We start from the raw sequence: 13,243 nt of genomic DNA on the forward strand, positions 1-13,243 counted from the left end.
CGTTTTGAGAGCATTTTAGGGTATTTTTGCAAAGGGTGGTTTTTTAACAGCCACTATTTAAGAGAATTTTAGAAAATTTTGATTTAATCATCCAAGAGTGCAAAAGACTACTTAGTCAGCGATTCCTTAGTATGCTATAATGAAAACATAGAGAATACGTAGCAGCATTCAACCGTTGTGTGGATTATCAAGGTGGACATTATGTTAAATCAAATCTATACGCAATACATCATTAATTTTGAGAAGAATGATGATATCATGGATAGTTTAGCCTTATTTCAGGAGAAGTTACAGCCGTTTTTTGATAGGAAAGCGTATACAATCATTGGTATACCAGATAACATTCCTGTACCCCCGGATGCGGCTAGAATTATTGCTATTTCTTCAAAGGGACATTCCAGTATGGAAGTTAGCCTTTCGCAGATTCGCCTGAATACGAAGTTTGATTCTGCCTATGAAGGTGATCTAAATAAATGTCAGGAGTATATGGAGGGGCGTATTAAGGCCATTAATGAAATTGCAGAGGATGTTTTGAATCATAGGATCTTCTTTAATGGCGTTATCTCACAATTCATTGATCCGGATATTTCTAATCCTACGGATTACATCATGAATCATCAGTATAAGAAAGATATAAAGCGTGATAATTTATTTGATGTTCTTACTAAATTTACCTATGTGTATTCGGACCAATATTATATTAATTCCACAATCAGTAATATTCGAAAAGATAAGACAAGGGAAAGTTTTGGCATACAATTGGATGTTAATAATCGTTATTTCTCGAATTTCAATGAAGATCATAGATATGTAGATCAAACACTCATTGATGGGACGCTGGCATTGTATAGTGAAATCGTCCAAAATCATTTGACAGAACTGATAGAAGGGAAGTTGTCGATATGATAACCTCTAAGTCATTTTTAGGGAGGGATGTTGCATCGACTGTTGCTGTTGCTTTAAGTACGACAGCTATTGCAGTTAGTTCATCGGTAACAACTCTTCCTTATCCCGTGACGAACAGCGAGAATGGGAATGTTGCGTTCAACGAAGCATATCCTGGCTTTTTGACAGATGCCCCAGCTTTTGACTCGCCTTATGGCGTCTATAATGCTGCACTTTATCAAGAACAGTCAAATTCATCACTTGGCTTTACTTGGATGGATTTATTGAGGTATGATTTCCAGATTTCAGAAGATGCTGAGGAATTCTTAAAAAATTACGATTTAATAAATGTTCTTTTTGAGGCGAAAAATCATATCAGGCAATACTTTCCGAATGAAGTGCTATTTTTGACACTTGCACCCTTCGTCGAGCAAGGTGACGGTCGTCTATTATTGTATATCAAAACAAGCTTACCAGTTGAGAAAGCATGTGCAAAGTTAGATCAATTGGATGAGTGGATACTTGATCACGCGGAAGAGTTACATGATATTTTAATCGATGTGATGTTTATATGAAAAATACGACTTACGACTGGAATCAGTTTTTATCTTTTTCGGAACAATTATATAATGATCCCTTTGGGAATAATGATTCTGAAACAAAATATCGGATTGTTGTGAGCCGTTCATACTATGCAGCATTTCATTATGCAAAGAAATTTTTGAAAGATTTTCATTTGGAGAATTCTACTATATATGGAGGAGAACACCAACGTGTTATTCGCCATTTTAAAGAAATGAAAAGGAAGACGCCGGATTTTCAACGAAAATGTAAGCGTATTGGGCTTTATTTAGACCGCTTGAAAACACGGCGTATGCAAGCTGATTATAAGGACGGCTATACCTTTAAAAATGCAGATGGTGAATATGGAATTAAACAAGCACATACAATTATTTCGAGCATTGATGAGCTTAAAAATTATTTCAACTGATGCATGATTATTGAGCCCAAGTAAAATTGCTATTCCCAAGGGTTTTACATTTTTAATTCTGAAAACAATTGAATTTCTTATTTATTCTAAAAATAAAAATCCCAATATGAACTTGATACCTATGTTCAATGGGATTTTTTTGTTGGTAAATTTGATATTGACTATTTGCAGTAGTATTCTTATGCGGTATTTTATTTGTTATTTCTAACCACTTAATATAAGGAATTACTTTGATAGGAAGAAGACTTGATTATTTTGACCTTTTTAATGCTTCGAAAATATATCATTATAATCTTTTTGAGGAATGAATATTACGGCGTTTCAGAGCCACCCAATACGCGCGTGAGAGCCATACGATACGCGATTTGAGAGCCAGCAAATACGCAGGAGGGAGCCATCTACTCAAGGTAGACGGCTTCCCTCCTGTTTAATATTTATTCTCTGGAAATAGAAGACTGGCTCTTTGCTGTGTATTGAGCTAAAAATTGGTGGCTACCATTAGCGCATTAGGTGATTCTCGTGGATTATAAGACTTGAATGAAATAAATATCAGATTTTTTTGATGAGGATTTTCTTCTAGATTATTTATTTTTCCCCTAATTTCCGTAAATTTTGGTATCCAGAAGAGAATTCAACTCCTGACTTGACATTTGCCGGTCTCGGTAAAATTGAGGGAGCATAATGTGATATTCGGCTAAGAAGCTGGGACTTTTTTCTGTATGTTTTTTTACTGTTTCATATATCCAGTTTGGAGTATTTGAACGTAACGAAGCCAGAATATCTTGCTTAGAAAGCTTTTTCATACCATTGCGGTAGCTCTGTTTTTGATAGCGAGTTAAAATGATTCTTGTAAAATATTGCCTTATAGAAAATAAGTAACGAACTCGGACAATTTCTTTTGGAACGAGCAGTAACTCCTGATTATTTATTGTGTAAGATGGAGCGCTTTTGATTTTCCACTTTAAAAGTGATGGCTCCCAGTACCAGAATTGAGTTGTAGAATTAGGACGTATTCCATATTTCCGCAACTGCTGTGTTGTATATTCATTCAGATTCTTGTGTAAAATATTGGTTAAGAGGTCAGAAAGACCATCTTCGGCAAATTTAGGAAGAAGTATAGCTAAATCAACCGGTCGGTTTATGCTCTTGATCTTTTGTATTAGTCCTTCCAGTGGATTGAATGTCTGCATTAATCCTTCAGCGGTATGTCCCTTTCCGTTATTCCCTTTTCCGTAACCAAAACGCGTGCCATTTTGTTCGCGTGCATGAGAAAGCAACTCCCGCTCTTGAGTTTTATCATGCAACGAATAAGCTTGATAAAATTTGTCGAAAAAAGATTGAATACTTTTATTAGCAGATTGACACCAGGTCGACGTTGAGAATTCAATTAATATGGGATCCAGAAAGAGTCTATTATCATCATTGATCGCAACATCTACAAATTCATAATTCTGATGTCCCTTGATTCCGTTATTGATAAAATCAGACACAAAAAGTTTTTGTTTAGTCATCATATCACCTCATTGGTTAATAATAGTAGTGTAAAATGAGCCAAATGTGTGATATAATAATTGAGTGTTGTGATATTTATACACATTTGGCCAAGGCATTCTGAAACCACTGGCATGGTTTTGGAATGCTTTTGTCATGCCCTTAACTCGATTCACATTTTTGAAGGAGTTCATTTTCCTTCTCCACAGAACTATTTGTAACAGAAAAATACAAAATTTCCATTTTACTATCATAATTGGCAACATACTTTTTTGCAGGGTTGAAAGATAATCCTGTTAATGATGACAGTTGTCTTATGAAATCTTTGCATCCGATACGAATCCATCCATTTTTCATTCGGCTGTAGAAGATAAAGCTTTTTGTTGCGGAATCACCACGATATGGAGTTACGCCGATTACTTTTTGGGTAGAGTCAAATCCTAAGAGAACCTTTTCGGGGTTGCCTAACAACGATGAGGCAGCAGCATTAAAGGATAACGCATAATTGCTGATTGTGACGTACGGAGCTCCTGATGCAATATAATTCCAGTCAAAATTGTAGTTCATTTTCATTACCTCCTTTCTTGCAATCTATTATAATACGACGAATAGTAAAAATCAACACACGACGAAAAACAAAAGAAAAATAAAATATAAAAACGATATAGAAGGTAGAAAAATAATTTAATAGAGACACGGAATGACAAAATCGAGACGAGCTAAATCAGCAACGCCATTAAGAAGGATAAAGAAGCGAAAATACAATTTGTCAATAAAATGATTCTACGAAATACCGAAAGCGCTGAAAATAAAATTTTTGGGTTATGAGTGTATTTTAATGTAATATCATGACAAACAGATTGAAATTATTTCATCTCTATAAAAATAGGATTTTTTAAGTCTTGACGATTTTGCAAAGTGATTCATTGAATTCAGAATAAAGTCGAGTTTGCCTAACAAATTAAATATTATAAATTATCAATTGTCTTATATTGTTAACAGGAGTAATATCCTCTATAAATGTTGCTTACATGTATATTTTTATACTTCGTTGTATCGTAATGCTATCGCTATCCATTTCATTTCTTGGCATGTTGATATTTATTTTTTTAACATATAGTTTTGATGGTGCTGACCTGATTACAGAATGCTGGTTTCGCATGAATTTCAGTGATAAGGCAAATAAATGCAGGGGGCTCAGGCTGATTTAGCGGGATAGGAATCCAAGGACTCATTGTGGTTCACAAAGATATTTTTGATTTATTTGATATTCTTGGATTAACTTGACGTATTTTTAAAAATATTGGAATTCATTTTGCCCTCGTTATATATAGTTCAAGTAAACTTTTGCATGCTGCATAACGTGGGGAATAGATACGATGTTGTAGTTTGATAGGACAAGTATTTCTGTCGTTTCTGTTGCGGATTGTATAGCTTTTGGCCTTTTGGATAATATCTATTCACTTGTTGATAATTCCAGTCACATCGTTGTATAAAATGAAACGCTATTACTCTTTGCATATGTCGCTACTATGACTTTGTTTTGCTTGCACTTTATTCGGCTTTAGCTTTATTAAAACCGTCAATTGTAAATAAACTTTTCGCATGACTGTAATTAATATTATGCACCATAAGAACTACTCTGATGGTGAAGAGGAGAATTTTTTCTAATTTTGTCAGGAGGACGTAGCGCTGTATAATTTCTCTATTCCACTTTGCTTCGCTAGCAATAACGGGGAAGGAATTGCTAGACTTGAAATGACAGTGGGGCGCCGTAGGCGCCGCCACTACAAAGAAACCCGGTGTCTCCAACTTCCCATCATGCCCAATGAATTCGGTGTCTGCATGGTCTACGGCCGCTGCTGTACTTGGGGAGCAATGCTTTCTTTGCAGATTCTGATTTCATACGAATTTTCATGTCATACTGCGTCATAGCATTCCTTAAATAGGTTACTATTTTCGTCATGCTACTCCTTGTATGTCGTAAAAATTCTAGAATAAAATCAGAAAGCAATGAAATCACAGCTTCCCCTCTACGACGGCGCGCGCCAGGCATGAGTCTCCCGTCATTTCTGCCCTATAAGGGATTTCTGGAGTCCTGAGTCTCTCTATGTTTTTCAGTGTTTGCTGAATTTGTTACCTTTCCGGAAAAGGTGGAGGGAGAAAGGCGGTACCCTTTTGGAATTCCGGCATTCCATTCCTGCATTTCCTATGGCCATCTTGGAAATATATGGAATGCTTTCTTTCAAAGCCGCGGGCCTTTCGCGTCCCTCTACTATACACATACCGTGAGATGGAAAAATGAGAAGTAGTTTTTGGAGAAATTTTAAATTTTTCAAGGATGTCAGCGGTGGGAATTATCTCCTTGCAACGTACTTTTAATTTCTGTAAGATATGGATAGGAAAGGAGGTAGTCGTATGGGAAACAAAAGCGTGATTTTGCAGTTACATCCAGAAACATTGCGATGGATAAGAGAAGAAGCACAGGCAGATATGGCAGATGCTTCTGTTATCAAACTTTTAAATGATTGGGAATTAGGTACGAAAAAGCCAACGCTTAGTCAGGTTCAAAAATTGTCTCATGAGACACATATTCCCTTTGGCTATTTTTTCTTAAAAGAAAAACCGGCTGAGAAATATAGCGTTTTGGAATTCAGGACTATGGACAGCGCCTATCATGGGGAAGCCAGCCAGGCATTGAGAGACACTATTTTTGATATGTTAAATATCCAGGACTGGATGAAGCAGTATCGCTTACATCAAGGTTATGAGGTGCTTTCTTATGTGGGTAGTTTAAAAAATGAAAAAGACGTGGATGCCGTAAGTGCGGCTGTTAGGGAAAAGCTGGATATTGATATTGCGTGGTTTAAGCAATGCAGGGATGCTAATCATGCTTTTAAGTTTATCCGTGAAAAATGTGAGGCTGTTGGTATATTGGTTATGATGAATGGTGTTGTCGGAGCCAATACTCACAGGCCATTAAGCTTGGCAGAATTTCGTGCTTTTGTTTTAGTAGATGCTTATGCGCCTTTAATTTTTATAAATGCACGAGATACAGTCAATGGACGACTGTTTTCTTTGCTACATGAAATTGTCCATGTATTCGTGGGGACCGATAATCTTTTCAATGCAGATGATGGAGATGAGCATTTTTCTAAAAGTACGGAGACTTTGTGCAATAAAGTGGCTGCTGAAGTGCTGATGCCTAAAGGAGATTTTCTTGCATTTTGGGATACATGTAAGAATGAGCATGAAGATACAATGATATGTATTAAGGAGGCGGGGCGGGTATTCCATTGCAGCTTAACGGCGGCTGCGCGCAGAGCTTTTGATTTCCACCGGATATCCGGAACTGAGTTCGCCGGCTATGTTAAGTCGTTTTCTCAGGCATATATCAATAATAAAGCACAGGGACGTGGAGGTAATTATTACAATACGATGCAAAGTCGATTGGATAGATCCTTTTTAAAGGCTTTGGCAGATTCCGTCCTGGCTGGAAGAACTTCTTATCCGGAAGCTTTCAGATTAACAGATACGAATAATAAGACCTTTACTCACCTTGTCGGTACTTTGGAGGGAAAATAATGGGAGATAAAGTCTTGTTTGATACCAATTCTTTTATAGCACCGTTCAATCAGTACTATGCTCCTGATATCGTACCGTCCTATTGGAAGCAGCTCCTGGTGAGTTCCCCTGATATTATGGTTTTAGATAAAGTCCGGGATGAAATATATCGTGGTAGAGATGAGTTGGCCAGGTGGCTAAAATCGAATATAAATCAATTCCAGGTTGTATCGACGGATGATTTGCGAATTATAGAAGTATATGGTCAGGTTATACAGAGTATCGCGGATAATCAGTGTTATCAGCCGGCGGCAGTTAGAAACTGGTCGGATAATCGTATAGCTGATCCGTGGCTCATTGCAGCAGCTAAAGTATATAACTGCTCTGTTATTACGTTTGAAAGATCTGCCATCCCCACGGTAGACTCACCATCAAGAAATCCTAAAATCCCCGATGTTGGTCGAAATTTCGGAGTTCACTGTAAAGATTTGTACTCTTACATGCGTGATGTCCGGATGAAGATATAGGGATATTTTCCCTACTTACGACGGGGAGGATGGCGTGGGGGGGTGAGATTTGAGGTTTAGCCTCGGACCTATCCTCAGGGCTCCGCCCAGCTTCTGACGGTCGCAGGACACAAGGATGGAGCCTGACAGTTCGGTACGTACCAGTGTGTTCCCTTCCTGCTGACTGGGATTCCTTGGTGAGCTGGTGGACTAGTGGGTTAGTGAGCTAGTAAGAGTCATTAGCGGTGCTTACCAAGATTCTTCTCTTCGTTCAGAATGACGGTGCCGGCAGGAAGGTGGTGCTGCATGGTGGTGGGCAATTTTGGAATTTTTCCGAAAAACCTGCCTGTATCGTCTATGATGGGGTGGATCAGGAAGTGGTGGAAAACATGCCGTAAAAACTTTACGGCATGTTTTTTTATGCTATATTTTAATCAGAAAAGTGGTGGTAAGGAGGCAGTTCTATGCTGAAGAGGTTTGAAGTGAGCGGGTTTAAGCAGTTTGGACACCTGGTTTGGGATTTTTCCCGCACCCGGGAGTATGCTTTTAATCAAAACTGTGTTAAAGATGGGCTGGTCAGGGATGGCTTGATTTATGGGGCTAATGCCTCCGGAAAGACGAATTTAGGTCTTGCTTTGTTTGATATCACCGCCCATTTGTCGGATAAAAATTCTGCTGAAGATTTATACAGGTATTATTTGAATGCTGATGCAGATGTAAAATATGCGGATTTCCGCTATGACTTTCAGTTTCCCGGTCATCATTTTATTTCTTATAGCTACCGAAAGAGCAGCCACCGCCTGCTTTTGGGGGAAGAGCTGACCATTGATGGCGGGCTGGTGCTGAGGTGGCCTGATGCAGGCGGCATTTTTATAGATCCGGAGTTTCAGGAAATGTACAAGTTTGGTGACATGAAGTGGGATTTCAAAAGTTCTGATTTATCAGCGGTAAAATATGTCTTTAATAATATGCTGTCGGATTCCTCTTCTTTGCTGTCTCAGTTCCGTACTTTTGTGAACGGAATGTTGTGGTTCCAGAGAAATGATTTAAATAATCGATATATTGGCTATTTAAATACTCATGAGGATATATATGATTATATTGTCCGGGAGGGGTATATCGGGGATTTTGAAAAGTTCCTGCATGAGCTTGGGGAAATAGCGGTTAAACTGGCTGCTATACAAAATCCGGACGGCAATTCGGAGTTGTATTTTGATTACGGACAGAAGATTCCTTTTTCTAAGGCCGCTTCCAGCGGTACCCGTGCACTGAGTTTGTTTTATTATTGGCTGAAGCATAAAAAGGGGATTACATTCCTGTTTATTGATGAGTTTGACGCTTTTTATCATTTCAAATTGGCAAAAAAAGTTTTCCAATATCTGATTTCTGATTTTGCCGGGCAGGCTATGGTGACGTCCCACAATATTGATCTGCTGACGAACCGGATTACGCGGCCGGACTGCTGCTTTGTGGTTAGAAATGGTCAAATTGCGTCTTTTGCGGATTCTACATCCAGGGAAATCCGGCAGGGAAATAATCTGGAGCGTCTGTATGTGGGTGGTGAGTTCGGTGAGTAAGAAAATATTGGTCATCTGTGAGGGCACGAAGAAAGAACCTGAAATTATTCAGTATGCTCAGAAGCTGGACCTGCTGCCTGAAAATTTGCAAATCGTATCCTATGGGACCAATATTTATAAACTCTACAATGCTTTGGAAAAAGAAAGTCAGGGATATCCGGATGGTTAGGATTCTCTTGATATTCAGCTTTCTATGATACACTCGGTCAGAACAGAAGATGAAAAGTCTGTGCTCATGGACAGCTATACGGATAAATTGCTTATTTTTGACTTTGATCCGCAGGATTCTTTCTTTCGAAATCATAGGGATGAGGCTTGTCGTCGTTTTCAGAAGCTGATGGAATTTTTCTCTGAATCCACGGACCACGGTAAGCTGTATCTCAGTTATCCCATGATTGAGGCATTTTTACATGTCAGTGCTGCTGAAATCAGTCATGGATATTTCAACGCATTTTTTGAACGACAGTTTTCTGTGGGAGAACTGCGTAATAGCAGGTATAAACAGCGTGTCAGCAATGAAGGTGAATCTTCCATTACAAGCTATAATCGGGAGTCAATGATTCGCCTTATACGGGCACATCTGGCAAAGGCAGAGCAGTTGATCTGCTGCAATGAGCAGGATGTTATTTCCAGCTATAGTGATGAGCTGGCAATAGAGTTATTAAACGTAGAAATTGAATCTGTGAAATCTCGAATGCTGGGGGATGTGGTGAGCTGCAGTTTGTTTTATGTGGTGGAAAGTTATCCGCAGAGACTGCAGGTTTTGCCAGGTGATTGATTTGAGAATAGAGATTTGAGATTTGAGGGGGGAGAGGAGAGACGTCGGATGGCCAGACTTCAGGCTGGCAGTGTGCCTTGCGGAGTGTGCTCCACTTGCGGTGAGCAGCATGGCGCAGGGAGATTTTGGGGCTTCGCTCAAAATGACAGGGGGGCTGAGGTTTGAGGAAAGAGATTTGAGAGGTGCAACATCAGGTGGCTTGTCATGGTTGGAGGGGCAGCATTGTGGGGGAGAAGGAGGGGGATTTGAAGTTTTAGGAATGGGGAGAATAGAGGTTTGAATTTTAACTGGGGTAGTGTAAAATATTTTGTGTAAATGAATCTTGCTCAAAATATTTTCATACCTCATACTTAAGGGGAGAAAGAGGAAAAGGAGTTACTACCATGGCAAAGCGTACCCCTACCCCTGGCGAAAAAATTGCGCAGGAAATCTACGAAACCTACAAACCGACCACTGTCGAAGAGATGCAGTCCGCCTTAAAGAGTGTCTTTGGACCATTGTTTGAAGCAGCTCTTAAGGGTGAATTGGATAACCACTTAGGCTATCCCAAGAACGGCAGCACCCCTGAGGATTCCAAGAATACGAGAAATGGGTATTCCAGGAAGAACCTGAAGACCTCCATGGGAACGGTACCCATCCAAGTCCCTCGTGATCGGGAAGGTACTTTTGAACCCCAGTTAATCCAAAAATACCAGCGTGATGTTTCCTCTATCGAAGGGAAAGTTCTTGCCATGTATGGCCGTGGAATGAGCCAGAGAGACATCTCTTCGACCATTGAAGAAATCTACGGTTTCTCCATCTCCCATGAACAGATTGCCCATATTACGGACCGGATCCTGGACGAAGTATATGCGTGGCAGAATCGCCCACTGTTTCCTTTTTATACCTTTCTCTTCATCGACTGTCTGTATGTTCCCATGAAGACTGACAGAGCCCTGAAACAAAAGGCTGTCTACGTCATCCTTGGGTATGACATCAATGGTGAGAAGGATATCCTTGGTATCTGGATCAACGAAACGGAAGGTAAGCATACCTGGATGCAGATTTTCGATGAAATCAAGAACCGGGGAGTACAGGACATTGGTTTCATCTCCATGGATGGTGTCAGCGGCCTTGAAGAAGGCGCTGCTGCCATCTTCCCTGGCACAGTGGTGCAACGCTGCATTGTCCATCTGATCCGTAATTCCATGCGGTATATTCCCTGGAACAAATCCAGAGAGTTCTTGAAAGAACTGAAAGAAATCTACAAGGCTACCAATGTAGCAGAAGCTCGCAGATTGTTTGAAAAGTTCAAGGGAAAATGGGCAGCCTATCCTGGGGCTATAGCGGTCTGGGAAAACAACTTCCAGCACGTGGAACAGCTGTTTAACTACGGCTCTAATGTACGGAGAGTCATGTACACTACCAATGCCATAGAAAGCATCAATTCCAGTTTCAGAAAGGTAACCCGTAAGGGCTCTTTTGCCAATGACGAGGCCATCCTGAAGCTTCTCTACCTCCGTGTCCTTGAGCTCAAGAACACCAAATGGAAGGGCAAAGGAAAGGTCTTTAACTGGCAGGCTGTTATGAACCAATTATTGATTGACGAACGTATGAGCAAACTAATCGCTAAATACGATTGGTTAATCTAAAAACACAAAATTCTTGACATCCCCTTAACTGGATTGCAGGTAGATATATTGACTATCATCATCACCGGCGGCGCCGGATTTATCGGCTCCAATTTCATTTTCTACATGATGAAGAAGTATCCGGACTATCGCATCATCTGTCTGGACAAGCTGACCTACGCAGGAAATCTGTCTACTCTGGCACCAGTCATGGATAAGCCGAATTTCCGCTTTGTGAAGATGGATATCTGCGACAGGGAGGCGGTGTATGGCCTCTTTGAAGAGGAGCATCCCGATGTGGTGGTGAATTTTGCGGCAGAATCCCATGTGGACCGGTCCATTCTGAATCCGGGAATTTTCCTGGAGACGAATATCATCGGCACTTCTGTCCTTATGGATGCCTGCAGGAAGTATGGCATCGGCCGGTACCATCAGGTATCCACCGATGAGGTATATGGAGATCTGCCCTTGGACAGGCCGGACCTTTTCTTTACGGAAAAGACACCCCTTCATACCAGCTCTCCCTACAGCAGCTCCAAGGCAGGAGCTGATCACCTGGTGGGCGCATACCATCGTACCTATGGCCTGCCGGCTACCATTTCCCGCTGCAGCAATAACTACGGACCATACCAGTTTCCGGAAAAGCTGATACCCCTCATGATGATGAACGCCCTGGAAGATAAGCCCCTTCCGGTGTATGGGGATGGGAAAAACGTAAGAGACTGGCTCTATGTGGAGGATCACTGCAAGGCCATCGACCTCATCATCCATAAAGGCACCGTAGGGGAAGTCTACAATATTGGCGGCCATAACGAAATGGCAAATATCGACATTGTGCGGCTTATCCTCAAGGAACTGGGAAAACCGGAAAGTCTTATCACCTATGTGAAGGATAGAAAAGGCCATGACCGGAGATATGCCATCGACCCGGCCAAGATCCATAAAGAACTGGGATGGCTTCCGGAAACGAAATTTGCAGATGGCATTAAGAAGACCATCCGCTGGTACCTGGAGAATAAGGAATGGTGGCAGGAAATCGTAAGCGGAGAGTATCAGAATTACTATAAGAAGATGTATGAGTGATCCGCTGTCGGCTATCGGCTGTCGGCTGTCGGCTTTCGGTTCCTGGCTTCCGGCTTTCGGCTGTCGGCTCCCGGCGTGCCTTCGGCAATCCCCCCTCGCCACTGCGTGGCCCTCTCCCCCCTGACAAGCAGTGGGGCGCAAGAGAGTATATAGGCGCTCGCCACCTACCCCTGGACAAGGGTGGGCAAGGGCGTAGTGCAGACTTCCGGCTGTCGGCTTCCAGCTTCCGGCTGCTGGCTGTCGGCTTCCGGCTGTCGGCTTTCGATAATCCCCCCTTGCCACTGCGTGGCCCTCTCCCCCCTGACAAGCAGTGGGGCGCAAGAGAGTATATAGGCGCTCGCTACCCACCCTTGGACAGGGGTGGGCAAGGGCGTAGTGCAGACTTCCGGCTCTTGGCTCCTGGCTCTCGGCTTCCGGCGTGCCTTCGGCAATCCCCCCTCGCCACTGCGTGGCCCTCTCCCCCCTGACAAGCAGTGGGGCGCAAGAGAGTAGTGCCGGCTTCCGGCTATCGGCTGACGGCTATCGGCTGGCGGCTGGCGGCTTTCGGCTCCCGGCTATCGGCTTCTGGCTGCTGGCTTCCGGCTTCCGGCTGTCGGCTTCCGGCTGCCGGCGTGCCTTCGGCAATCCCCCCCTCGCCACTGCGTGGCCCTCTCCCCCCTGACAAGCAGTGGGGCGCAAGAGAGTATACTGGGCCGGCGGCTTATAGCTCTACATTGCACAAAATGCAGATTGACTTGCACCCTTATTACAGACTAAAC

Annotated in this window: 12 protein-coding genes; 10 read left to right on the plus strand and 2 right to left on the minus strand. The window is 41.9% G+C overall.

The features are described 5' to 3' along the window. Window positions 1–201 precede the first annotated feature (201 nt). From NW747_RS04550 to NW747_RS04560, 3 genes are read left to right on the plus strand one after another with little or no spacing between them, the layout of a single operon-like run. Window positions 202–906 (plus strand): hypothetical protein, encoded by a 705-nt coding sequence (locus tag NW747_RS04550; RefSeq protein WP_273188169.1) that lies wholly within the window; start codon window positions 202–204, stop codon window positions 904–906. After that, window positions 903–1,460 (plus strand): hypothetical protein, encoded by a 558-nt coding sequence (locus NW747_RS04555; protein ID WP_273188170.1) that lies wholly within the window; start codon window positions 903–905, stop codon window positions 1,458–1,460. The genes NW747_RS04550 and NW747_RS04555 overlap by 4 nt, the downstream gene beginning before the upstream one ends. Beyond that, complete coding sequence (locus NW747_RS04560) at window positions 1,457–1,876, plus strand: HEPN domain-containing protein (RefSeq protein ID WP_273188171.1); 420 nt, start codon at window positions 1,457–1,459, stop codon at window positions 1,874–1,876. The genes NW747_RS04555 and NW747_RS04560 overlap by 4 nt, the downstream gene beginning before the upstream one ends. Window positions 1,877–2,472: 596 nt before the next feature. Here NW747_RS04560 and NW747_RS04565 read toward each other — a convergent pair. Together NW747_RS04565 and NW747_RS04570 are read right to left on the minus strand one after the other, a co-directional pair. Continuing rightward, window positions 2,473–3,390: a hypothetical protein gene (locus NW747_RS04565; RefSeq protein WP_273188172.1), complete on the minus strand. Its 918-nt coding sequence runs from the start codon at window positions 3,388–3,390 to the stop codon at window positions 2,473–2,475. A gap of 139 nt (window positions 3,391–3,529) precedes the next feature. Further along, on the minus strand, window positions 3,530–3,934 hold the full coding sequence (locus NW747_RS04570; RefSeq protein ID WP_273188173.1) for a hypothetical protein: 405 nt from the start codon (window positions 3,932–3,934) through the stop codon (window positions 3,530–3,532). Between the two features lie 1,851 nt (window positions 3,935–5,785). On the opposite strand from NW747_RS04570, the gene NW747_RS04575 reads away from it, so the two are divergent. The 7 genes from NW747_RS04575 (at window position 5,786) to rfbB (ending at window position 12,485) form a co-directional block, all read left to right on the plus strand. Beyond that, window positions 5,786–6,952, plus strand: a complete 1,167-nt coding sequence (locus NW747_RS04575; RefSeq protein ID WP_273188174.1) for an XRE family transcriptional regulator — start codon at window positions 5,786–5,788, stop codon at window positions 6,950–6,952. Next, window positions 6,952–7,458 carry a DUF4411 family protein gene (locus NW747_RS04580; RefSeq protein ID WP_273188175.1) on the plus strand — a complete coding sequence of 169 codons (507 nt, stop codon included), beginning with the start codon at window positions 6,952–6,954 and terminating at the stop codon, window positions 7,456–7,458. The genes NW747_RS04575 and NW747_RS04580 overlap by 1 nt, the downstream gene beginning before the upstream one ends. 224 nt (window positions 7,459–7,682) lie before the next feature. Beyond that, entirely contained in the window at window positions 7,683–7,835 is a 153-nt protein-coding gene (locus NW747_RS04585; RefSeq protein WP_273188176.1) for a hypothetical protein, read from the plus strand. 66 nt (window positions 7,836–7,901) lie between these two features. Continuing rightward, window positions 7,902–9,014 carry an ATP-binding protein gene (locus tag NW747_RS04590; RefSeq protein ID WP_273188177.1) on the plus strand — a complete coding sequence of 371 codons (1,113 nt, stop codon included), beginning with the start codon at window positions 7,902–7,904 and terminating at the stop codon, window positions 9,012–9,014. Window positions 9,015–9,249: 235 nt separating this feature from the next. Continuing rightward, window positions 9,250–9,792 (plus strand): hypothetical protein, encoded by a 543-nt coding sequence (locus NW747_RS04595; RefSeq protein ID WP_273188178.1) that lies wholly within the window; start codon window positions 9,250–9,252, stop codon window positions 9,790–9,792. A gap of 383 nt (window positions 9,793–10,175) precedes the next feature. After that, window positions 10,176–11,423 (plus strand): IS256 family transposase, encoded by a 1,248-nt coding sequence (locus NW747_RS04600; RefSeq protein WP_273186602.1) that lies wholly within the window; start codon window positions 10,176–10,178, stop codon window positions 11,421–11,423. A 48-nt stretch (window positions 11,424–11,471) separates the two neighbouring features. Beyond that, window positions 11,472–12,485 (plus strand): dTDP-glucose 4,6-dehydratase, encoded by a 1,014-nt coding sequence (rfbB, locus tag NW747_RS04605; RefSeq protein ID WP_273188179.1) that lies wholly within the window; start codon window positions 11,472–11,474, stop codon window positions 12,483–12,485. Window positions 12,486–13,243 lie beyond the last annotated feature (758 nt).

The organism is Dialister succinatiphilus (genome assembly GCF_928721695.1).
Classification (GTDB): Bacteria; Bacillota; Negativicutes; order Veillonellales; family Dialisteraceae; genus Dialister; species Dialister succinatiphilus.

What these genes read in the sequence shown, in the direction of transcription:
- NW747_RS04550 (WP_273188169.1), top strand. Translation starts at nt 202, where the DNA reads ATGTTAAATCAAATCTATACGCAATACATCATTAATTTTGAGAAGAAT.
- NW747_RS04555 (WP_273188170.1), top strand. Translation starts at nt 903, where the DNA reads ATGATAACCTCTAAGTCATTTTTAGGGAGGGATGTTGCATCGACTGTT.
- NW747_RS04560 (WP_273188171.1), top strand. Translation starts at nt 1,457, where the DNA reads ATGAAAAATACGACTTACGACTGGAATCAGTTTTTATCTTTTTCGGAA.
- NW747_RS04565 (WP_273188172.1), bottom strand. Translation starts at nt 3,390, where the DNA reads ATGATGACTAAACAAAAACTTTTTGTGTCTGATTTTATCAATAACGGA.
- NW747_RS04570 (WP_273188173.1), bottom strand. Translation starts at nt 3,934, where the DNA reads ATGAACTACAATTTTGACTGGAATTATATTGCATCAGGAGCTCCGTAC.
- NW747_RS04575 (WP_273188174.1), top strand. Translation starts at nt 5,786, where the DNA reads ATGGGAAACAAAAGCGTGATTTTGCAGTTACATCCAGAAACATTGCGA.
- NW747_RS04580 (WP_273188175.1), top strand. Translation starts at nt 6,952, where the DNA reads ATGGGAGATAAAGTCTTGTTTGATACCAATTCTTTTATAGCACCGTTC.
- NW747_RS04590 (WP_273188177.1), top strand. Translation starts at nt 7,902, where the DNA reads ATGCTGAAGAGGTTTGAAGTGAGCGGGTTTAAGCAGTTTGGACACCTG.
- NW747_RS04595 (WP_273188178.1), top strand. Translation starts at nt 9,250, where the DNA reads ATGGACAGCTATACGGATAAATTGCTTATTTTTGACTTTGATCCGCAG.
- NW747_RS04600 (WP_273186602.1), top strand. Translation starts at nt 10,176, where the DNA reads ATGGCAAAGCGTACCCCTACCCCTGGCGAAAAAATTGCGCAGGAAATC.